The sequence below is a fragment of the Glycomyces sp. YM15 genome, from assembly GCF_016918015.1.
Taxonomy (GTDB): Bacteria; Actinomycetota; Actinomycetes; order Mycobacteriales; family Micromonosporaceae; genus Glycomyces.
The window spans coordinates 54090-75222 of the sequence record NZ_JAERMK010000005.1 but is presented as its reverse complement, the minus strand read 5'-3'; the positions used below and the strand labels follow the sequence as shown (position 1 = coordinate 75222).

General features: G+C 69.8%; 20 protein-coding genes and 1 tRNA gene. 9 read left to right on the top strand and 12 right to left on the bottom strand.

Features of this window, described 5'->3' with window-relative positions:
• Positions 1–136: 136 nt before the first annotated feature.
• The 5 genes from JHY01_RS07340 to JHY01_RS07320 all read right to left on the bottom strand — a co-directional run bounded on the left by JHY01_RS07340 (position 137) and on the right by JHY01_RS07320 (position 3719).
• Complete coding sequence (locus JHY01_RS07340; protein WP_205324965.1) at positions 137–784, bottom strand: TetR family transcriptional regulator; 648 nt, start codon at positions 782–784, stop codon at positions 137–139.
• Between the two features lie 107 nt (positions 785–891).
• A complete protein-coding gene (locus tag JHY01_RS07335; protein ID WP_205324964.1) occupies positions 892–2100 on the bottom strand; it encodes an MFS transporter in 1209 nt (402 codons plus the stop codon).
• 183 nt (positions 2101–2283) lie between these two features.
• Positions 2284–2354: transfer RNA gene (locus tag JHY01_RS07330), tRNA-Gly, on the bottom strand.
• A 43-nt stretch (positions 2355–2397) separates the two neighbouring features.
• Positions 2398–3006: a hypothetical protein gene (locus tag JHY01_RS07325; protein ID WP_205324963.1), complete on the bottom strand. Its 609-nt coding sequence runs from the start codon at positions 3004–3006 to the stop codon at positions 2398–2400.
• 44 nt (positions 3007–3050) lie between these two features.
• Complete coding sequence (locus JHY01_RS07320) at positions 3051–3719, bottom strand: ThuA domain-containing protein (protein ID WP_205324962.1); 669 nt, start codon at positions 3717–3719, stop codon at positions 3051–3053.
• 321 nt (positions 3720–4040) lie between these two features.
• Between JHY01_RS07320 and tig the strand changes: the two genes are divergently transcribed.
• The 8 genes from tig (at position 4041) to JHY01_RS07280 (ending at position 12573) form a co-directional block, all read left to right on the top strand.
• On the top strand, positions 4041–5435 hold the full coding sequence (gene tig, locus JHY01_RS07315; protein ID WP_205324961.1) for a trigger factor: 1395 nt from the start codon (positions 4041–4043) through the stop codon (positions 5433–5435).
• Between the two features lie 266 nt (positions 5436–5701).
• Positions 5702–6880, top strand: a complete 1179-nt coding sequence (locus JHY01_RS07310; RefSeq protein WP_205324960.1) for a hypothetical protein — start codon at positions 5702–5704, stop codon at positions 6878–6880.
• A complete protein-coding gene (locus tag JHY01_RS07305) occupies positions 6877–8277 on the top strand; it encodes an ABC transporter substrate-binding protein (protein ID WP_205324959.1) in 1401 nt (466 codons plus the stop codon). The genes JHY01_RS07310 and JHY01_RS07305 overlap by 4 nt, the downstream gene beginning before the upstream one ends.
• A 3-nt stretch (positions 8278–8280) precedes the next feature.
• On the top strand, positions 8281–9150 hold the full coding sequence (locus tag JHY01_RS07300; protein WP_205324958.1) for a branched-chain amino acid ABC transporter permease: 870 nt from the start codon (positions 8281–8283) through the stop codon (positions 9148–9150).
• On the top strand, positions 9151–10182 hold the full coding sequence (locus tag JHY01_RS07295; RefSeq protein ID WP_205324957.1) for a branched-chain amino acid ABC transporter permease: 1032 nt from the start codon (positions 9151–9153) through the stop codon (positions 10180–10182).
• A complete protein-coding gene (locus JHY01_RS07290) occupies positions 10179–11012 on the top strand; it encodes an ABC transporter ATP-binding protein (protein ID WP_205324956.1) in 834 nt (277 codons plus the stop codon). The genes JHY01_RS07295 and JHY01_RS07290 overlap by 4 nt, the downstream gene beginning before the upstream one ends.
• Positions 10999–11706, top strand: coding sequence for an ABC transporter ATP-binding protein (locus JHY01_RS07285; RefSeq protein ID WP_240192505.1), 708 nt, complete (start codon positions 10999–11001; stop codon positions 11704–11706). Before JHY01_RS07290 ends, JHY01_RS07285 begins: the two co-directional genes overlap by 14 nt.
• Before the next feature lie 36 nt (positions 11707–11742).
• A complete protein-coding gene (locus tag JHY01_RS07280; protein ID WP_205324955.1) occupies positions 11743–12573 on the top strand; it encodes an NAD(P)H-binding protein in 831 nt (276 codons plus the stop codon).
• Between the two features lie 4 nt (positions 12574–12577).
• Here the strand turns inward: JHY01_RS07280 and JHY01_RS07275 are convergent, their stop codons facing one another.
• From JHY01_RS07275 to JHY01_RS07265, 3 genes are all read right to left on the bottom strand, one after another.
• Positions 12578–13066, bottom strand: coding sequence for a GNAT family N-acetyltransferase (locus JHY01_RS07275; RefSeq protein WP_205324954.1), 489 nt, complete (start codon positions 13064–13066; stop codon positions 12578–12580).
• A gap of 1956 nt (positions 13067–15022) precedes the next feature.
• On the bottom strand, positions 15023–15406 hold the full coding sequence (locus tag JHY01_RS07270; RefSeq protein WP_205324953.1) for a VOC family protein: 384 nt from the start codon (positions 15404–15406) through the stop codon (positions 15023–15025).
• 43 nt (positions 15407–15449) lie between these two features.
• The gene (locus JHY01_RS07265; RefSeq protein WP_205324952.1) at positions 15450–16022 is read right to left on the bottom strand and encodes a TetR/AcrR family transcriptional regulator; all 573 of its coding nucleotides are present in this window, start codon (positions 16020–16022) and stop codon (positions 15450–15452) included.
• 108 nt (positions 16023–16130) lie between these two features.
• Between JHY01_RS07265 and JHY01_RS07260 the strand changes: the two genes are divergently transcribed.
• Entirely contained in the window at positions 16131–16508 is a 378-nt protein-coding gene (locus JHY01_RS07260; RefSeq protein ID WP_205324951.1) for a DUF4267 domain-containing protein, read from the top strand.
• A gap of 46 nt (positions 16509–16554) precedes the next feature.
• On the opposite strand, the gene JHY01_RS07255 is transcribed toward JHY01_RS07260, so the two are convergent.
• The 4 genes from JHY01_RS07255 to JHY01_RS07240 form a co-directional block, all read right to left on the bottom strand.
• Complete coding sequence (locus JHY01_RS07255; protein WP_205324950.1) at positions 16555–17349, bottom strand: carboxymuconolactone decarboxylase family protein; 795 nt, start codon at positions 17347–17349, stop codon at positions 16555–16557.
• A 320-nt stretch (positions 17350–17669) separates the two neighbouring features.
• Positions 17670–19361 carry a hypothetical protein gene (locus JHY01_RS07250; RefSeq protein WP_205324949.1) on the bottom strand — a complete coding sequence of 564 codons (1692 nt, stop codon included), beginning with the start codon at positions 19359–19361 and terminating at the stop codon, positions 17670–17672.
• On the bottom strand, positions 19342–20220 hold the full coding sequence (locus JHY01_RS07245) for a carbohydrate ABC transporter permease (protein WP_205324948.1): 879 nt from the start codon (positions 20218–20220) through the stop codon (positions 19342–19344). The genes JHY01_RS07250 and JHY01_RS07245 overlap by 20 nt, the downstream gene beginning before the upstream one ends.
• A complete protein-coding gene (locus JHY01_RS07240; RefSeq protein WP_240192517.1) occupies positions 20217–21029 on the bottom strand; it encodes a carbohydrate ABC transporter permease in 813 nt (270 codons plus the stop codon). Before JHY01_RS07240 ends, JHY01_RS07245 begins: the two co-directional genes overlap by 4 nt.
• Positions 21030–21133: the final 104 nt, after the last annotated feature.

Here is a 21133-nt window from a genome sequence, read left to right as displayed (position 1 = left end):
GGGAAGCCTTTCGGGCGCATTGTGATGGAGGACAACAAGACAGCGCTTGGTTGCGGGGTTCGCCGAAGCGGTCGCCGCGCTTGCCGAAGCGTTCCGCGAAGGCATCGGCGTGCTGTCTTCCCGGTCGGCCGCGCGCTCACGCATCGGCCTCCGATGCGTCGAGCGTGCTCGCGGTGAACCCGTGCTCGAGCAGTGCCAGCGCGCGGTCGACGAAGGCGAACGGGGGCCCGGCGAAACCGGAGCGCCACCAGTGGCGCATGGCGCCGATCGACGCGCCTATGAAGGCGTGCACGAAGATCTGCCGCTCGGGTCCCTCTTCTCGGTTCGGCGCGAGCGTGCCGACGATCGCGCCGGACTTCTCGTAGGAGTGCAGGACCAGCGCGGCCTCGATCGCCTGGTGCGAGAACACGAGTGACAGGCGGCGGCGGATCGTCCGCAGTTCGGACTCGCTCATCGCCGCGAACCCGGCCCCCAGGGCCGCGCGGAGCGCGCCGATCGGGTCAGCGCTCGAGAAACAGGCGGCGAGCGGGCTGCTCGGGTGCTCGTCCGCCTCGTCCCAGATGACCAGCATCTCCTTGGTCCCGAAGTAGCGGTAGACGGTCCGCGGCGAGACGTCGGCGCCCGCGGCCACCGCCTCGATGGCGACCTGGTCGAAGCCGCGCTCCTCGAACAGGTCCAAGGCGACCGCCTGGATGCGGTGCATCGCGGCGAGCTTCTTGCGAGCCTGCAGCCCCGGTGCGGCGGGGTCGGCGGCCGTTTGCGGCGCAAGGGAACCGGAATCCATGCGCTCATTATAGGCAGTGACTGCCAGATGGCAGTCACTGCCTATTCTGGAGAGGCGAGCCGCCGACGGCGATTCGCCCCGACCGGTCCGGACGCGGGAGAACGGGGCTAGACCGCCGCCTGCTCTCGTTCGCGGCGGGCCGGATCATAGGCGGGGACCCATTTGGCGAGCCACGCCGCGCCGAACCAGGTGATGAGCCCGAGGGCGATCGCCGCCGCACCGAGCGGGAACGCGAGCGACACGAGACTGATGAGGCCCGGGCCGGCCACGCCACCGAGATCGCCGCACAACCGCCAACCGCCGAGGAACTGGCGACGGCCCTCGTCAGGAGCGACGTCGGCCCCGAGGGTGAGGACGATGCCGGAGGAGATCCCGTTGCCCAGACCCATGAAACACGCGACGAGACCGATCGCGACCGCCGTCCCCGACAGGGGGAGCAGCAGGAAGCCCGCGCCCATCACGAGCATCGCCGGGAGCGCGACCCACATGCGCCCGAAGCGGTCCATGATCGCACCGCCGGGGTAGAACAGCAGCATGTCCACCCCGGCCGCGATACCGAAGATGAGGCTCGTCGCCGTCGCGTCGAGCCCCTGATACGCGGCCCACAGCGGGATGATCGCCTGCCGCGAGGCGCGGGCGATCATGATGAGCAGGACCCCGACGCCGAGCGTCGCGAGCACCTTGCGGTGCTCGGCCAGCACCGACCACATGCCGCGCTTCTCCGGCACGACGGCCGTCCGCGACACGGGCAGATCGGGCAGCGCGAGACTGAGGAGCCCGCCCGCGAGGCTCGTCGCGGCCGCGAACGCGTACGTCGCGTCGAACGAGTACTGCTCGATCAGGAACGCGCCCACGAACGGGCCGATGAACCCGCCGATCCGGAAGGTCCCCCCGAGCGTCGACATGGCGCGCGCCCGGAAGCCCACCGCCACCGCCTCGGACAGGTACGCGTGCCGGGCCAACCCGAACACCGCCGACGACGTCCCGATCACGAACACCGCGGCCGAGAGCACCAGGAGCGACCCGGTGCGCGAGGCCGTGATCAGCGCGGCGGCCTCGACCACGCACGCGGCCAGCAGCACCCGCTTCTCGCCGAACCGCTGCGCCAGCGACCCCGCCGGAAGGTCGCCCATGAGCTGCCCGAACCCGATGAGCCCCACGATGATCGCAGCCTGCGTGACGCTGGCGCCGAGATCGAGTGCGGAGAGCGCCACGAGCGGCATCACCGCGCCCATGCCGACCGAGATGAGGATCGTGGGCCCGTAGATCGGCAGGGCCAGCCGCCTCAGGCGGACGGAAGGCACGGGCTGGGACACTTCGGGAACGTATCAAGCGGCCGCGATGATCGTTCAGTTCAAGGCGGCGACCTGTGACGCGTTCGGGTCGGGACGCCGCCGCGCCCCGGCCCTCCAGGGCTCCCGCCGCGGGTGCCGGCCCGGCCGCGATCGGTCCGTGAACGCCGAGAGCCCCGGCCGACCGGCCGGGGCTCTCGCACTCTGAGCGGGTGACGGGAATCGAACCCGCGCAATCAGTTTGGAAGACTGAGACTCTACCATTGAGCTACACCCGCACTGGCCCGCCGAAGCGGACGCAGACGAGTGTAGCGCATGGTGTCAGGTTCCCGCCGCGATGGCCGCTTCCAGGGCGTCCGGGTTCGCGTAGGTGTGGACCTGCCAGCCGCGGGCGGCGCCTTTGGCGGTGTTCTCGCGCTTGTCGTCGATGAAGAGCAGGTCGTGCGGATCCGCGTCGAGGGCCGCTTTCAAGCCGCGTTCGACGGCCGCGAAGGCGGCGTCATCGGGTTTTCGGGCCTTGAGCCGGCAGGCGAAGTAGCGGTGGCGGAACCAGCGGGCCGCCTCGGGGTGGCGCGCGTCGAAGAAATCGGCGAAGAGCGGGCCGTTGTTCGAGAAGATCGCCAGCGGCAGGCCGGTCGCGACCAATCGCTCCAGGACGTCGCGGTTCAGCGTGAACGCCGAAGTCCACAGCTCGCTGAGCTCCTCGAGGCCCCCGTCGAAGCCGGTGCGCTCGGCCACCTCGGCGCGGATCTCCTCCGCCGTGAACTCGCCCGCCTCGCATCGGGTCTCGAACCCCGACGCGAACAGGTCGCGGTGGAGCTCGTCCCGCGGGTGCCCGGTCCGTGCGGCGAGGAGGTCGAGCCGGTGTTCGGGGTCGAAGTCGAACAGGACCGAGCCGATGTCGGTGACGAGGACGCGCGCGGTGCCCATGAGCTGCCTCCCGGGTGTCGGACAGACAGCATACGAGCCGCGGTTCAGGCGGGCGGGAGGACGCTGCGGAGGCCGCCTCCGAGGTGGGCCAGGAAGGTCTCGTCCGCGTAGGCCTCGTCGGCGTGGCCCAGCGCGGTGTAGAAGCACCGGCCCAGTTCCAAGCGGCGGTGCCACGCGATCGGGTGGGGATCGCCCATGGCGAGGTCGGCGGTGTCGTACGTGTCCTCGTCGGCCTCGAGGAGGATCTCGAAACCCTTCGGCCGCTCGTCGAAGCTGTACCACTCGTCGGTCCAGGACCAGCGCTTCGGCAGGTGCTCGGTGGAAGGGTGCGACTGGTCGACGACGTCGATCACGCCGGGGGTGCACCCCGGCGGGTGGCCGATGAAGCGGGCGCCCACGAGTTCGCGGAAGAACGGCCAGGAGCGTTCGGCGGTGGAGGCGGCGTGGACGCCGCACCAGCCGCCGCCGCCGGTCACGAAGTCGGCCAGGGCGGCGCGTTCGAGCTCGTCGAGGACGTCGCCGGAGGGGGAGAGCCAGACGACGGCGGCGAAGCGGGCGAGGTCGAGCGGGTTGTGCACGCCCGCGTCCTCGGTGTGCTCGGTCGCGAAGCCCAGTTCGGCCGCGATCCGCTCGACCGCTGCGACGCCGGCCGGGATCGAGTCGTGCCGGAAGCCGGTCGTCTTGGTGAAGACGAGGATTGCGGGTGAAACCACGGCGTTCACTCCTGTTCGGGGCGGGGTGTCGTGCGATCGCGCCGGATGCCGGGCCGTCCGACTCGTCCTGAGAACGATTGCAGGGCGTAGTCTAGGCGATCTCGGCGTCGACCGGTCGGCCCGGCCGCCGTCCCCTCAACAGGTGACGAGCGGCGATATCGACCACACCCGCCGGGGCCGCGACGGTGCGGCGGCCTAGACTCGATCGGAGCGGGGGTCGATGCTGCGCTGCCGGCGGACCGATGCGGCCATGGCAACCCCTCGCCCCGACGCAAGTCAATGTCGCAAGGCAATTGAGCGAAATGATCTAGGAGTACGTCTGTGAAGAGCACTGTCGAGACCCTGAGCCCGACCAGGGTGCGGCTGTCGGTCGAGGTGCCGTTCGAGGAGCTGGCGCCGTTCATCAACGAGGCGTACAAGACGGTCGGGCAGCAGGTCCGCGTCCCCGGGTTCCGTCCCGGCAAGGCGCCCCGCCAGGTCATCGACCAGCGCATCGGCCGCGAGTCGGTCTACGCGCAGGCGATGGACCCGGCCGTGCAGGCGAACCTCAACAAGGCCGTCACCGAGAACGACGTGAACGCGCTCGGCCGCCCCGAGCTGACCGAGGTCAAGCCGATCGAGGAGGGCAAGCCGTTCGAGTTCGTGGTCGAGACCGACGTGACCCCCGCGTTCGAGCTCCCCGACTTCGCCTCGCTGAAGGTCACGGTCGAGGCCGAGGGCATCAGTGAAGAGGACGTCGACAAGGACCTCGAGTCCCAGCGTCTGCGCTTCTCGTCGCTGAAGACCGTCGAGCGCGCCGCGGCCGAGGGCGACTTCGTCGTCATCGACCTGCGCGCCACCCAGAACGGCGAAGAGGTCGAGGGCGGCTCCGTCACCGGCATGAGCCACGAGGTCGGCTCGGGCAACCTGCTCGACGGCCTGGACGAGGCCCTCATCGGCATGTCCGCGGGCGACGAGAAGACCATCCAGTCCACCCTCGCGGGTGAGCAGGAGGGCGAGACCGCCGACGTCGAGGTCAAGGTCACCCAGGTCAAGGAGCGCGAGCTCCCCGAGCTGGACGACGACTTCGCCGAGATGGCCAGCCAGTTCGACACCCTCGCCGAGCTGCGCGACTCGACCCGCGAGCGCCTGGAGAACCAGGCCCGCACCGGCAAGGCCAACGAGGCCCGTCAGAAGACCCTCGAGGCCCTCGTCGAGGCCGTCGAGCTGCCGCTGCCGGAGAAGGTCGTCGCCGAGGACGTCGAGCACGAGATCATGCACATGAAGGGCGGCCACGACGGCGAGACCGCCGAGGCGCTCGCGCAGTTCGAGCAGTACCTCGAGATGATGGGCAAGTCCGAGGACGAGTTCAAGGCCGACATGGTCGCCGACTCGGAGGCCCGCCTCCGCCAGTCGATCATCCTCGGCAAGATCGCCCGCGAGCGCGAGCTCGAGGTCTCCGGCGAGCTCATGACCGCTGAGGTCGTCCGCCAGGCCCAGCAGCGCGGCGTCCCGCAGGACCAGTTCCAGAAGTTCGTCGACGAGCTGCGCACGAACGGCGGCCTCCAGCAGATCGCCGCTTCGCTGCGTCAGCAGCTCGCCCTCGAAGAGGTCGTCAAGGAGGCCTCGATCTCCGACGCCTCCGGCACCGAGCTGACCGAGGAAGACCTCTTCCCGGGCCGCAAGGCCGCCGAGGCCGAGGCCGAGGAAGCCGAAGAGGAGCAGACCGAGGAGTAAATCCTCGAACGGTTCTTCAAGGGGCCCACCGCAGCTGCGGTGGGCCCCTTTTCGCGTCGCCGGAATGGGAGCGCTTTGCCCCGGCTGCTCCCGAAATTCTTGCTACTCACGGGTAGAGACGACCGTCACTTTGACCTATGGTGTGTATCTAAACCCATCAATGACATGACGCAGGCCGAGGTCTGCAAGACACCGTCTCGGGAGTGCCCCCTATGATCCCCCGACACCGCTCCAAGCGTTCGATGCCGCTTTATGCCAGTGCTGCAATGGTTGTCGCCGTCCTCTCTTGGCCCTCCCCGGCCGCCGCGCAGGACGATGCCGGAGGCGAGGAACTGAACTTCGATTACGGCGTCGACGGCGTCTCCTGGTACTGGAGCCGTCAGATCGACGAGACCCTCGAGCTCGGCTCGGTTTCGCAGCAGGTCGAATGGCCCAACCCGCAGTCGGCGACGACGATGCCCGTCGCCGTCGAGCTCGGCGAGAACACGAAGGTCGCGGCACTCTCCTTCAACCTCGCCGAACGCGGTGTCACCGAGGGCTCCACCATCACCGACTTCAAGCTCACCGTGGCCGAGGGCGACGACGCGGGCGACTCGCCCACCTTCAACCCCACGGGCAAGCTCGTCCAGGCCTGCCCGATCACCGAGGCATGGTCCGGCGGTGAGGCCGAGATGTGGGACGTCCAGCCGCCCGTCGGCGACGGCTGCGTGGTCGGCGAGCGCTCCGAGCCCGACCCGCAGGAGGTCGCCGACGCCGAGGCGCTGCTCGCCTCCGCGCAGGAAGCGGTCGAGGGCGGCGGCGAGGAGGCCCCGGTCGTCGAAGTCCCGCTGCCCACCTGGACGTTCGACCTCACCGAGCTCGCGAAGGACTGGGGCCGGGACCCGTTCGCGAACCACGGCGTCATGTTCATGCCCGTGATGGACGAGGCCACCCCTGTCGACACCTGGCAGGTGAACCTCAAACTGCCGCTTCGCGACGACCCCCAGACGCCCGTGAACGAGTACGACGCCACCGCGTACCGGCTCGCCGCGACCTTCGCGTACACGCCCGGCGAGACGCCCGAGGACGGCGCGACCGACCCGGGCGGCGACGTGATCGGGGGCGGCGGCTCCGGAGGGAGCGGCGGCGGTTCGGGCGGCGGCGGTGGCTCCGGCGGCGGCTCCGACGAGCCCGCCCCCGAGGAGTCCGCCTCGGAAGCGGCGATGGCCCCGGCCGCGTACGAACCCCTCGAACCCAAGGCGCCCTGGTACGTGTGGACGCTCATCCCGGCCGGGATCGTCGGCGCCTACCTCCTGCACTCCGTGATGGGCGCCTCCGGCGCCGCGGCGGGCGGCGGCGGGGCGATCGACCGCATCCGCGCCCACAACCTCGACAAGCGCGGCTGGGCCCTGCCGGTTCCGGCCGGCCTGTGGCAGCGGCTCACCGGACGCGGGGGCCGCTCATGAGGCTCGGTCCTCCTCGCCGCAGTCTTTCGAAGCGCAGCCGGACCGTCCTGGCGCTCTTGGCGGGCGCGCTGCTCGTGCTGCCCGCGTGCGGCCAGTTCGAAGGCGTGCACGACGACTTCGTGGCCCAAGGCGGCGAGAACGAGGGACTCGGCGGCTCCGAAGGCGGCAGCGCCGACGGCGGCGCCACGGGAGGCGACGGCACCGAATCCTCCGGCGACGGCGGCGGGAGCGACGACGCCTCCGGCGGCGGTGGCGGCGGGGGAGGCGGCGGCAACGACAACGGGAACGCCGGGAACGGCGACACCACCGGCGTCACCGCCGACACCATCACCATCGGCATCCACGCGCCCCTCACGGGCGCGGCCCCGCTCAAGCAGGAGTCCTTCGCCACGGGCAAAGACCTCTACTGGCAGTACGGGAACGGCGGCAAGCCGGTCCAGATCCACGGCCGCACCGTCGAGACGGTGTTCGCCGACGACCAGTACCGGCCCTCCACCGCCCGGCAGGTCTGCCAGACGATGGCCGAGGAACAGCAGGCGTTCGCGCTCATCGGCGCCGGCGGCACGGACCAGATCCAGGCCTGCGCCCAGTACGCCGCGAGCGAAGACGTCCCCTATCTGTCCACAGGGGTCACCGAGACCGGCATGGGCTCGCTCGACACCTACTTCGCGGCCTCGATGACCTACAGGCAGCAGGCCCCGATGCTCGCCGCCTACATCAAGAACGAGCTCGGCGTCACCGACGCGTCCAAAGTGGCCGCGGTCGTGACGAACACGCCGAACTTCGACGACGCGGTCGAGGGCTTCACCGGCGCGTTCGACGGCGTGGACGTCTTCCGGCCCGACAAGAACGAGCGCGGCTCCTCCGCCGCCGGGAACCTCTGCACGGGCACCGTGAAGAACTACGACGTGGTCTTCGTGCTCACCAGCCCCACCTTCTACCTGGAGATGGCCGCCGCCTCCGGCTGCCGCCCCCAGTTCGCGGGGGTGGGCGTGAGCATGGGCCTCGACCAGGTCGCCAGCACCGGCTGCAGCGCCGCGAGCTCGACCGAGGGCGCGCGGTTCTTCAACCCGACCCCGGCGTTCGCCGACGCGGGCGAGTACGACCCGGACTTCCTCGCGGCGGTCGACGCGGCCGGGATCGAAGCCGACGACGTCACCTGGATGATGTGGGGACAGTCCAAAGTGCTCCATCAGATGCTGGAACGGGCGGGCGAGGGCCTTGACCGGGGCGCGTTCATGGACGCCGTCGCGGGACAGAAGTTCTCGACCGGGGTCTTCCCCGATCTGAACTACGCGAACGGCCCGTTCGGCGCCACGCAGGTGAGCGTGCTCCGCAACGTCTGCTCCGGCGGCGGCCACTACGAGACCGACTTCGCCTTCGTGAGCGGGTTCTGACGCATGGGCGCCTTTCTCGCACTGGGTCTCTTCCAAGGAGCGGTCTACGGCCTCCTGGCCGTCGGCATCGTCCTGGTCTACAAGGCCAAACGCGTCTTCAACTTCGCCCAGGGCGAATTCGGCGGCGTCGCCGCGTTCACGGCCTTCGCGATCGTCGTCGGTGCCGGCCTGCCCTACTGGGTCGGCGTCGTCGGCGGCCTCGCCGCGGCGGTGGCCATGGGCCTCATCGTCGAACGCGTCATCGTCCGGCCCCTGGAATCCTCCTCGCGGACGATCATGCTCGTCGCCCTGGTCGGCGTCGCGCTCTTCACGATCGCGATCATCGTCCTGCTGGGCCAGCCGATCCCGCGGGTGATGCCGCCGCTCATCGCGGGAGGCGGCGTGAACATCCTCGGCGCCGGCATCCTGCCGCAGCAGCTGATCCTGATGGCGGTGCTCGCGGTCCTCGCGGCGGCGATGGCATGGTTCTTCAAGACCGACATGGGACTCGCGGTTCTCGCGTCCTCACAGGACACACGCGCCGCGCAGGTCGTGGGCATCAGCCCGGTGGCCGTCTCCCGGCTCGTGTGGGGCATGGCCGCACTCCTCGGCGGCATCGCCGGGCTGCTGTACGCGCCCGTCGGGATCTTCACCCCCGGATTCATGACCCTCACGATGCTCGTGCCCGCCTTCGCGGCGGCCGTGCTCGGCGGCATGACGAGCCTGCCCGGCGCGTTCATCGGCGGCCTCGCGATCGGCGTCGTCCAGAACCTCGGCATCTACTACCTGGGACAGCAGCTGAAAGTCCCGGGAGCCGCCGAACTCGGCGTCTTCGCCCTCCTGATGCTGGTGCTCCTCATCAGACCCCAAGGACTACTGGGGAAGGAGGCGTAGATGGCCACTGCGACCATGGTCCTGACCCGAGTGAAAGTCCAGCGCCGCTTCGGCCTCGCCCTCCGCGTCACCGTCGTCATCGCCCTGCTCGCGCTCGCCGCGCTCCCGCTGCTGCTGGGCGGCGACGTGTGGGCGCAGCGGATCAGCCGCGCCGCGATCTACGCCGTCATCGGCCTCTCGATCAACACGCTCACCGGACACGCCGGCCAGATCTCCCTGGGCCACCAGGCGTTCGTCGGCATCGGGGCGTTCGCGGCCGCGTTCATGGCCTCCCGCCTCGGCGCGCCGCTCGGCTTCGGCCTCGCCGCCGCGGGCGTGGCCGGGGCGTTCACCGCCGTCGTCATCGGCCTGGTCGCGCTGCGCGTCACCGGCCTCTACCTCGCGCTGGTGACGCTCGCGTTCGGGCTCACCGCCGAGACCACGATCTTCAACTGGCGCGAATTCACCGGCGGGGGAGCGGGCGCGTTCGCGCCCCGGCCCGCGGTCCTCGCCTCGGACCACGCGTTCGCGCCGCTGTGCCTCGGGGTGCTCGGGCTCGTCCTGTACCTCGACTGGCGGATCGTCTCGACCAAGACCGGGCGGGCGCTCGCTGCCGTGCGCAACGACGAGCGCATCGCCTCCACTTTGGGCGTCAACGTCACCGGCTACAAGCTCGCCGCGTTCAGCCTCTCCGGCCTGATCGCCGGGCTCGCGGGCGGCCTGTTCGCCCACTGGAACCAGATCGTGCAGGCCATGGACTTCGAGTTCCAGGTGGCGCTCGTGTGGGTGCTGATGACCGTCGTCGGCGGCCTCCGCTCCCGCCTCGGCGTCATCCTCGCCTCCGCCTTCTTCGCGCTGCTGCCCTTGACGCTCCCCAACTTCCTGTCGAGCCTGCCGTGGCAGCCGCCGTTCCTCAACGAGGCGGTTTATCACGTACTACCGCCGTTCATCGTGGTCGTGATGCTCCTGATCGTGCTGCGGTGCTTCCCGGGCGGCTTCGGCCAACTGCTCCGCCCGGCGACGGCCTGGCTCTCCGGAAAGAGGCAATCGTGAAGCGCCGCCAGCTCCTCAAGGTCGAGGGCCTGATGCTCCGCTTCGGCGGCCTCCAGGTCCTGAACGACCTCTCGCTCTCGGTCCGGGAAGGCCAGATCGTCGGCCTCATCGGACCCAACGGCGCCGGCAAGACCTCGTGCTTCAACTGCCTCACCGGGATCTACCAGCCCCAGGGCGGCCGGGTCTTCTTCGACGGGCGGGACGTCTCGCACCTGCCGACCCACCGCCGCGCGCGCCTCGGCATGGCCCGCACCTGGCAGAACCTCGGCGTGATCGACGCGCTCACCGTCACCGAGAACGTCATGCTCGCCCAGCACCAGCGGGCCGGGTACTCGGCGCTCGCCGGGATGCTCGGCCTCGCCGGGACCTGGCACCGCGAGCGCGAACTGCGGCGCGACGCCGCCGAGATCATCGAGTACTTCGGGCTCGAAGAGGTCGCGGACGAGCGCACCGGCGCATTGCCCTACGGGGTCCGCAAGACCTGCGACATGGCGATGGCCCTCGCCTCCGACCCGAAGATGCTCCTGCTCGACGAGCCCGCGTCGGGCCTCAGCCCGGAGGAGGCCCTCGGTCTCGCCGGCACGCTCCGGGAACTGCGCGACCGCCTGAAGCTCACCATCCTCATGATCGAGCACCACGTGCCGCTCGTCGCCGAGGTCTGCGACTACGTCTACGTGCTCAACTTCGGCGAACTCCTCACCGAGGGCGAGCCCGCCGCGATCCAACGCCACCCCGAGGTCATCGCCGCCTACCTCGGCGGCGCGGCGGAGCCGACCGAACCGCCCGAGTGGCCGCTGCAGCCCGAAGGAGCCCCCAATGGCACTGCTTGAGGTCGAGAACCTGCGCGCTGGGTACGGGTCCGTGCCCGTCCTCCACGGCGTGAGCCTCAGCGTCGACGAGGGCGCCAACGCGGTCCTGCTGGGGCTCAACGGGGCCGGGAAGAGCACCACACTCATGACCCTCGCCGGACTGCTTCCGGCCACGAGCGGCGAGATCCGCTACGACGGCAAGCCGCTCACGGGCTCGCCGGGTGCGCGGGTCCGGGCCGGCATCGTCCTGGTTCCCGAAGGGCGCCATGTGTTCCCGGCCCTCACCGTGAAGCAGAACCTGCGCCTGGGCGCGTGGACGATCCGCCGCGACGCCCGCCGGGCGCACCGCAACCTGCTGGAGGTCTACCAGATCTTCCCGCGCCTCCAGGAGCGCGCCGACCAGACGGCTGGCACCCTCTCGGGCGGCGAGCAGCAGATGCTCGCCATCGGCCGCGGCATGATGAGCTCCCCGCGGCTGCTCCTCATCGATGAGGCCTCACTCGGCCTGTCGCCCAAGCTCACCGAGCAGGTCTTCGCGGCGGTGCAGCTCATCAACGAGCGCGGCGTCACCGTCCTCATGGTCGAGCAGAACGCGGGCGTCCTCGCCCAGGCCGACACCGCCTTCGTGATGCAGCAGGGCCGCGTCACCATCACCGGTTCGGGCAGCGAGACCCTCGCGGACGACGTGGTCCGCGCCGCCTACCTCGGCGTTTGAGTTGGGCCGCAACGGCTCCCGCGCTAGGATCGCGCCATGTACTTCGTTGCGGGAGCGACCGGAAACGTCGGTGGAGCAGTCGTCGAGGCCTTGACGGAACAGGGCCTGCCCGTGCGGGCACTGGTCCGCGACGCTAGCCGCGCGCAGCTGCCCGACGGCGCCACGGCCGCCGTGGCCGACCTCGACGACCCGGATTCCCTTGGGCCCTGGCTCGATGGGGTCGAAGCGGCATTCATGCTGCCCGGCTACCCCGACATGCCCGCGCTCTACGAGCGGCTCCGGGATGCGGGCGTGAAGCGCGCCGTCCAGCTCTCGGGCGGCTCGGCCGGGACCGGCGACACGTCGAACGCGGTCACGGCGATGATGGAGGGCTCCGAGGCCGCCGCACGCGAATCGGGCATCGCGTGGACCGTCCTGCGCCCCAGTGCGTTCATGTCGAACACCCTCCGCTGGCTGCCCGAACTCCGAACCGGCGACCTGGTCCGCGCGCCTTGGGGCGACCTCCCGGTCGCCTGCATCGACGCGGCCGACATCGCCGCGGTGGCGGTCGCCGCGATGACCGACGACGCCCACGACGGAGCCGTCCACCGGCTCACCGGCCCCCGCGCGATGCTCCCCGCCGAGCAGCTCGACATCATCGGCCGCGTCCTCGACCGCCCGCTCCGCTTCGAAGGCCTGACATTGGAGGAGACCCGGGCGCAACTCGAAGCGACCATGCCCGAGAAGTACGTGCACGCCTTCTGGGACTTCTACGTGGACGGCTCGCTCGACGAGTCCCTGGTGCTCCACACGGTCGAGGAGGTCCTCGGCCGCCCGGCGCGCACGTTCGAGCAGTGGGCCGAAGCCCACGCCGACGACTTCCGCTGAGCTCCTAGAGCTCGGCCTGCAGCACTTTCGGCGTGGCGGCGAAGCCGTTGCGGGAGTAGACGGGCACGGCCCGGGTGGTCGACTGCACGGTGACCTTCGGCAGCCCCAGTGCCCGCGCCTCATCGAGCGCCGCGGCGATGAGCCGACCGCCGAGACCGCCGTTGCGTGCCTCGGGGACCAGGTAGACGGACTGCAGGTCGCCGGTCGCGCGCGCCATGCTGTCAGGAGTCGGCACCCGCTCGATGACCGCCAGCCAGGCCATGCCGATGACGATCCCGTTGCGGCACGCCACGATGCAGCGGTGCGAATCGGTATGCCGCCGCGCCCATTCGGCAAAGCCCTTCTCGAAGGTCTCGCGCGCCACGGTCGGGGTCACGCCGACTTCCAGCTCCCACTGCCACCGCAAACCGGCGACGGCGGTGAACTCCTCGGACCGGGCGATGCGGATCTCGACCTCGCCGTCCGTAACCGTGCCGTCTTGACCAGTCTCCATGCCACCCATGCTCCCGTGCGGCCGTCAGCAGACGGCGGCGGGCCGAGACGGATTCAACCAGTGGGAAACGCATGCCGCTCCCAGCCTTAGCGCTTACGTTCAGGCGATGAACCCGGTCGACCTGCCTTTAGGGACCACCGACTGGAACTGCTCGCCCCTACCGAGCACTCCGGCGAGGCAGGGGTCGCGACCCGGCGAACCCGCGAATTCGGGGGCACGCGCGTGCGGATCGTCGAGTACAGCGCGCCTCGGTTGGTGCCGCGATCTGGATGGCGGGACAGCGGGGGCGGCGATCCGGGAGCGGTCAGCTGGCGGCGACGGGAGTGCGGGGTGGCGCCGGACGCTCGGTGTCCGGGGTCGGGCGGCGATTCGGCCCTGCCTCAAACCGGCAGCGAGGAAAGGGCGGGCGAGGCTCCGGCGGTGTGCCGCCGGGGTGGGGCCGGTGGTCGGTTCCGGTCGGGCTGGGTGGGGTTGGGGCCGGGCTGCGTGTCCGGGGCCTGGCGGAGATTCGGCCCGGGTTCAATCCAGCGACAAAAGGAACGCGGGGTATCACTTGAGGCCCCGTGTTCGGGGTCGGGCGGAGGTTCGGTCGGGGTTCGAACTGGCAGCGACGGAAACGCGGGGTAGCACCTAAGGCTCCGTCTCCGGGGCCGGGGTCGTCTTTGGAGCGAGGCGCAAACCGGCAGCGAGGGAAGGGTGGGCGAGGCTCCGGCGGTGTGTCGCCGAAGCGGGGCCGGTGGTCGCTGCTGGCCGTGCCGGGTGGATCCGGCCCGATGCCGCTGTGACCGGGTGGTCGGCGACGCGGGAGCCGGCAGTCGACGGGATCGGCCCGGACATGATCGTGCTCGTGAGCATGGTCGTGCTCGTGCTCGTGTTCATGTGCATGGTCGTGGTCCTCATGCGCCTGTGTCGCCTCCTTCCCGCTGCTCTACTTGCTTCCCTCGCTGGCCCTGCTGGCCCTGCTGACCTTGCTTCGGCTTCCGGTTCCGGCCCTTCAGCTTTCACCTGGCCGCGCGCCGTTCCTGCCGGGGACGCGTCCTGGTGCCTACCGTCCCTGAGGCAGTGGTGCGGCCTCCCGGTGGATGCCGGTGGCGGGTTCGCCTCCCGAGGATCGCTTGCCGTTCCTGGGATCCGTCCTGCAGGCGCGTGGGCTTGCGGGCGCGGCGCTGCCGGGGCGGAGGTGGTGCTCGCCATGGACGTGCTTGCGGTGTCGCCGTACCGAGTCCTCTATTCGCTCGGTGTGGCCTCACCGCTGACGCTGGCGGGTCGTGCTGGTGTCGCAGGTGCCCCCGTGTGGGGCACTGCCTTCTGGTTGGGGTGATCCCAACTAGGATCGTCCACCCAGTCACGGCCCGTCGGGGGCGCGGACAGCTGCGGGCGATGGCACGGGGGTGAGATCGGACGCCTCCAGCGGAGGAGGAGCACCCCAGCTTGCGGGGTCGTCGCCTCGAAACAAGTCGGTTTGTCGGATCGGCCAGAGGCTTGTCGTAGTCTGCTTACACCTACCCCGACACCTGTACAAGTTTCCTGTCCCTGTACGTACCTCAATTGTCCCCCATACAGCCCCCGACTGTCATCACCCACACGATGCGAAACCATTCACGTTCCTACACGCCACACCCGGCCTGATCGACTGCGTCCCAACCGAATCCGACCCGAGGCGCGCCACCCCGCCGGCCCCGCCACCCACTCCTCCGTCGCTGCCCGGTTTGACCTGGAGCACCGGCAACCTGTAAGGCGCGGCGCGGGGGAGCGACCGAGTCGCGGATGGCAATGTGGGTGTCACGCCGTGGTCGTCGAAGCACGGCGGAAGTCCCCGATTCGTTCATCCGAAGTGGAACGACCGACCTCGTTGCCGAGGTAGCAGGTCCTGCGGTGCCCGGCAGGGAGCGGGCGCCGCCATCGCGTACGAGCCGCCCACGTTGTTCTACTCTGGACCACCAGCGCCGGAACCTCCTAGACGGGCCCCAGCCTCCGGTGGAGGAGGCAGAACACGTTGCCTTCGGGGTCCTGCAGCACGTGCCAGTCCTCGTCGCCGGTCTGGCCGACGTCGGCGGGTCTGGCGCCCAAGGCGAGCAGGCGCTCCAGCTCGGCGTCCTGGTCGCGGTCGACGGCGTTGACGTCGATGTGGAGCGGGACCTTCGAGGGCTTCGGATCGGTGCTGGGGCTGAGGATCAGCGTCGGCTGGAGGCCGCCGAAGCCGACGTCGGCCGGGCCGATCTCGATGCTGCCGTCGTCCTCGCGGTCGAGTACGACGTAATCGAGGACCGCGTTCCAGAACGCGGCCAGACGCTCGGGATCCTCGCAATTGAGGACGAGTTCGCTGATGCGGGATGCCATGCCCGCGAGTATACGAACGGCACGGCACTCGGCGGGACGATCGCTACGCGGGGGCGTTCGCGAACAGCGCGACCAGCAGGTCGAGCCGCTGTCCCTGCGCCTCCTGCGGAATCCGCCCGCTGCGCAGCAGGACCGCCATGCCGTGCAGTGAGCCCCAGATGAGTTCGGCGAGGGCCGCGTTCCGGTCGTTGAACGGCCCGAAAGCGCTCACGATCTCGTTGAACGCGGCCCGCAGCGGAGCCGGGGTCTCGTCGCTGGCCCACTTCACTTGCGTCGGAAGCGAGAACATCGCCTGATACGCGGCCGGATGCGCGGCCGCGAACTCCAGGTACGAAGTGCAGATCGAACGGATGGCCTCCGCCTCGGGGGCGGCGAGTCGGGCGTCGCGCATGCGCGCGGCCATCTCGCCGATGCCCTCGATCGCGACGGCGTCGCGGATGGCCTCCATGTTCGCGAAGTGGCCGTAGAGGACCGGTTGGCTGTACTCGACTCTGTCGGCGAGCTTGCGGGTGGTCACGGCCTCCCAGCCTTCGGCCTCGGCGAGTTCGCGCGCGGCGGTGATGATCAGCTGGTGTCGTTCGGCGCGTTGCCGTTCACGGCGTTCAGTGGCAGTCACCACAAAAGTATAGCATTGCTAGATTTCCGGTCGAGGATCAGTCTATCCTTGAACATGAATCTAGCACTGCTAGAGTTCTTGGCACGACTTCCGAAGGGAACCACCCCCATGCTCGACCTCATCGCCACCGCCCTCGCAGGACTCATCGGCCTCGCCGTCGTCGCCATGGGCGCCACCGGCATGCTCAAGCCCCAGTTCTTCATCACCTTCGGCATCCCCGGCACCCCGGCCGACGACCCCGTCCTCAACCACTGGCTCACGGTGAAAGGCGGACGCGACGTCGGCACCGGCCTCATGATCCTGGTCGTGACCCTGCTCGGCACCGCCTCGCTCGCCGGCTGGGCCATGCTCGCCGCCGCCGTCATGCCACTCTTCGACGGCCTGATCGTCCTGCGCGCCAAAGGACCCCGCGCAACGGCCTTCGGCGTGCACTTCGCCACCGCCGCGACCATGGCCGTCATCGCCGTGCTCCTGCTCCTGGCCTGAGCACGGCGAAGGCCGGTCCCCGTGCGGACCGGCCTTCGCCATGCGGTCAGTCGCGGTCGGCGAAGACCTCCTTCGCGGCGTTCATGGCGTTCAGCGCCGCCGGGAACCCCGCGTACACCGCCATCTGGAGGATCGTCTCCACGACCTCCTCCCGACTGCCGCCCACATTGAGCAGACCGTGGATGTGCACCTTCAACTGCGGCAGGGCACTGCCGAGCGCCGTGCACGCGGCGATCGTCACGATCTCGCGCGAACGCAGATCCAGGCCGCCGCGCACGTAGAGATCGCCGAACGCGAACTCGATGATGTACCGCCCCAGGTCCGGCGCGATCGACTTCAGGTTCTCGATCACCGCCTCGCCCGCGTGCCCGTCGATCTCCGAGAGGGCCTTCCATCCGCGCTCGTAGCGCGAACCCTCCGGCTCGGGCTCCGCGTCGGCGTAGCCCGGCTCGTCGTCGTCCCGCGCCGCGAAGACCTCCTTCGCGACGGTGATCGCGTTGAGCACCGCCGGGAACCCCGTGTAGGACGCCAGGTGCATGATCGCCTCCACGATCTCGCGCCTGCTGCAGCCGATGTTGAGCGCCCCGGCGATGTGGAACCGCAACTGCGGCAACGCGTACCCGAGTGCAGTCAGGCCGCCGATCGTCGCCAGCTGGCGCTCGCGCAGGTCCAGCTCGGAGCGGTGGTACACGTCCCCGTACGGGAACTCCACGGTGAGGCGGCCCAAATCGGGCGCGACGTCGTTGAAGTCCCGCGTCACGGCGGGCTCGTCCTCACCCGCCAGGCGCCGCAGGATCTCCAGGCCCCGGTCGTAGCGACCGACTTCAGCTTGATTGTCCATTAGGTACAGTCCCTTCAGATTGGTCGGCGACGGCGACCGAGCTCGGGAAAGTCCGGATTCGCGGCCATGATCCGGGCCTCGCGCCTGCGGGACCTCCTGGACCACCGCGGTGATCTTGTCCAACGGCCCCGTGACCTCGTGCGTGGTCGCGGTGAGCGTCGGCAGCAACTTCACCCGCACGACCTGCTTGCCCACGACAACTGTCACGTGTGCGACAAGAATGCCCGTTCCTGACCCGAACGGGTGATCCCCGCGGGGCTGATGCTCGGAGGTGTGCAGTAATACTTCTGGTCTCAAAGCTCGGTCGCCAAGCGCCAACATCAGGATACCCTGAAAGCCACCTCGGCCCGGCCGCTCACGGGGAGCGGCACGTACACCCGGAGGCCTTGGGCCGCATCGGTACCCGACAGATGCGTGTAGTCCTCCCCGGGGTGGTATCCCGGCCCGGCGGGCATCGGCCGCGAACCGTCCACACTGATCGAGATCCGGTCCCCGCCCACCCGGTAGGCGAACTCGCCGCCGACCGGCTCGAACCCGGCGGATGCCGAGGGCCGCACGCCCACCAGCTCACCGCCCTCGCGGAACGCCAGCTCCAAGACCTGCCGCACCCGGCCCGGATCCGCCGCGACCTCTAGCCGCACTTCGCCTTCGCCGATCCGAACCCGGACCTCCGTCTCGAGCGCGACCACGTCCCTGGGCCGGTTCGCGAAGTCCATCGAGGCCGAGAAGCGGCCGTCGTCGCCGAGGTCGTATTCGCCGTCGGCGCGTCGGAACCCGGCCGGCAGCGGCTGGTAGTAGGCCGCCGCGACCCGCTCGGTCAGGACGAACGCGCCGCCCTCCGATTCGAAATCATCGGCCCTGAAGGGCCCCATGCCGAAGAAGTCCCGCGAGAGCCGCACCGAATCCAGCACGGCCCCGCCCGCGAACACCCGCAGGAACGTCGGATTGCTCGACAGCCCCGAACGGATCCAGCCGTGCTCGGCGTAATCCGTGCCGCCGAACACCGTGACCGCGAAACCGCCGTCCCGCACCACCGCCAAGCCGGCCGAATCGAACACCGCGTTCACCGGCTTCGCCGCCTCGGGCTCGGGCAGCGGCCCGGCCAGCGCCGGCTCCAGCAGCATCTCGGCCAGCGCATCGCTCGGATACGCGATCGGCACCCCCGCCGGCGCGGTGAGGATCTCCCGCACGATCGCCGCGAAGTCCCCGCGCCCCCGCTCGATCGCGAACCGCCGGAACTGCATCATGAACGGCGCCAAGGGCATCGAGCCGCGCTGGTCCTGCCGCCGCGAATGCACGGTCTCCACGGTGCCGTCGGGCAGCGCGGTGGCCGCGATCGCCTCGAGGTTCCGGCACACCGCGTCGAGCAGGGCCGGCCGGTCGAGCAACCTCGCGATCGCCGTCAACGACGGATTCGAGACGTGCAGCGAGTAGTTCGCGCTCCGCTCCGAGTACATGCCGTCCGGCGCGATGTCGATGCCCTCGGCCAGCCACTCGTCGACCCGCGCCACCAGGCGCTCGTCGGGCCAGTGCGCGTTGAGCCGCGCCAGGGCCGCGCTCAGCTCCCACCGGTGGTTCGGCGTGTGGACGCCGCCGAGCCGCAGCGGCGCGGCCGCCTTCAGCGCGATCGTCTCCAGCGCTCCGGCCAAGGGCCGCAACGGCGCCGGTGCGTCCCGCAGCAGCGCGTACGTGTCGCACAGGTCGTTGATCGTGAACGCCGTGTCCGGCGGCGAGGCGAGGTTCTCGGCGTCGAACAGGCCGTTCTCGCCCTGCATCCCGGCCAGGAACGCCACCAGCCGCTCGGCCGTGCGAGCCGCCTCCGCCGAGCCGAAGTACGCCGAAGACCGATGTACCCCGCAGGCGACGAGCGCCTTCACGGCGGACATGACCGCCCGGTGGTGCGGCGCGCCCGCGAGCAGGTCGTCGAACCCCGCGAGCACCTCCCGCGCCCGCTCGTCGGCCGCCGCGGTGACCGCGTCCACGAAGTCCCGGTCAGTCCTTGAGTCCCGCATTGATGTCCTCGTTCATGACGTACTTCTGGAACACGATGAAGATGAGCACCAGCGGCAGGATCGACATGACCGAGGCCGCCAGCAGCAGCGGCCAGTCGATGTTCTCGGCCCCCACAATGGACCGCAGCGCGATCTGGAGCGTGAACTTCCGCTCGTCGCCCACCACGATCAGCGGCCAGATGTAGTCGTTCCAACGCCACTGGAATGAGAAGATCGCCAGCGTCATGATGATCGGCCGCGACATCGGCAGCATGATCCGGAAGAAGATCCCCGTCTCGCGCGCCCCGTCGATCCGGGCCGCCTCGATGATGTCGTCGGGAATGGACACGAAGTACTGCCGGAACATGAACACGCCGGTGGCCGTGAGGATCGACGGGACCACCAGGCCCGCCATCGAGTCGTACATGCCGAGGTCGCGGATGACCAGGAACGTGGGCGAGAGGATGACCTCGGTCGGCAGCATCGTCGTGGCCAGGAGGCACACGAAGAAGATCCGGATCCACGCCTTGTCCTGGTACTTCGCGAGCGCGTACCCGGTCATCGCGCTGGCGAACACCGTCAGCACGGTGGTCGTGAGCGCCACGGCGAGCGTGTTCGAGAAGTACAGCATGAAGTCGAACCGGTCCCACGCCTTCTCGAAGCCGCCGATCGTGGGGTTCTCCGGCAGGATCGTGAGCGGGTACTGGAACAGCTCCGAGCCGGGTTTGAAGGCGCTCAGGAGGAACCAGACGAGCGGGAAGGCGTACAGCACCGCCAGCAGCCACATGAACGTGGTCATCGGGACGACGCTGCCGAGCTCTTTCGCCTTGCGCGCCTTCGGCTGCACAGTCTGCTTCGAAGCGATGGTCGAGGTGCTCATGCGGCGCTCCTCCGGTTGACGGCCATCTGCACGAGGGCGATGGTCAGCAGGATGAGCAGGAGGATCATCGAGACGGCGCTGGCGTAGCCGATGTCGGCCCGCTGGAAGCCGGTCTCGTAGATGTACTGGATCAGGAGCACGTTCGAGGTGCCCGGACCGCCTTCGTTGAGCGCCTGGATCATCGCGAACTCCTTCATGGCGCCGAGCGAGGACAGGAGGATCACCAGGAACGAGGTGGGCGCGATCGACGGCAGCGTGATGCTGCGGAACCGCTGCCAGGCGTTCGCACCGTCGATCTCGGCGGCCTCGTAGTAGGCGCGCGGCACGTTCTTGAGCGCGGCGATGAAGATCAGCATGTTGAAGGCCGTGCCGCCCCAGGTCGCGGCGATGACGACGACCATGAGCGCGAGGTCGGGGTCGGTCTGCCAGGCGAGGGGGTTCCCGCCGAGCCGGTCGATGACGTAGTTGACGAAGCCGAAGCTCTCGCCGAACATCCAGCGCCAGATGACGCCGGCGACGATGGGGGAGATGAGCCACGGGAAGAAGAACACGAGCTTCGCCGCGGTCTTGCCCCTGGTGTGGTTCGAGACCAGGAGCGCGGCGACCGCCAGCGACATGACGTACATCAGCGGCACGCTGAGGACCGCGAACAGCAGGGTCCGCGTGAGCGACTGGTAGAAGGTCGGGTCGGCGAAGAGCTTCTCGTAGTTGTCGGTGCCGACGAACTCGGGCGTCCCGAGTCCGGAGTAGTCGGTGAACGAGTAGATCAGGCCGAGGCCGCCGGGCCAGACGAAGAACACGAGGAACAGGACGATGCTGGCGCCGGCGAGGGCGAGCGGCGCGAGCCGGTACTGGGCTCGGCGGCCCCCGCCCGGGCGCCCCCGCCGGCCGCGGGGGGGGGGGGGGGGGGGGG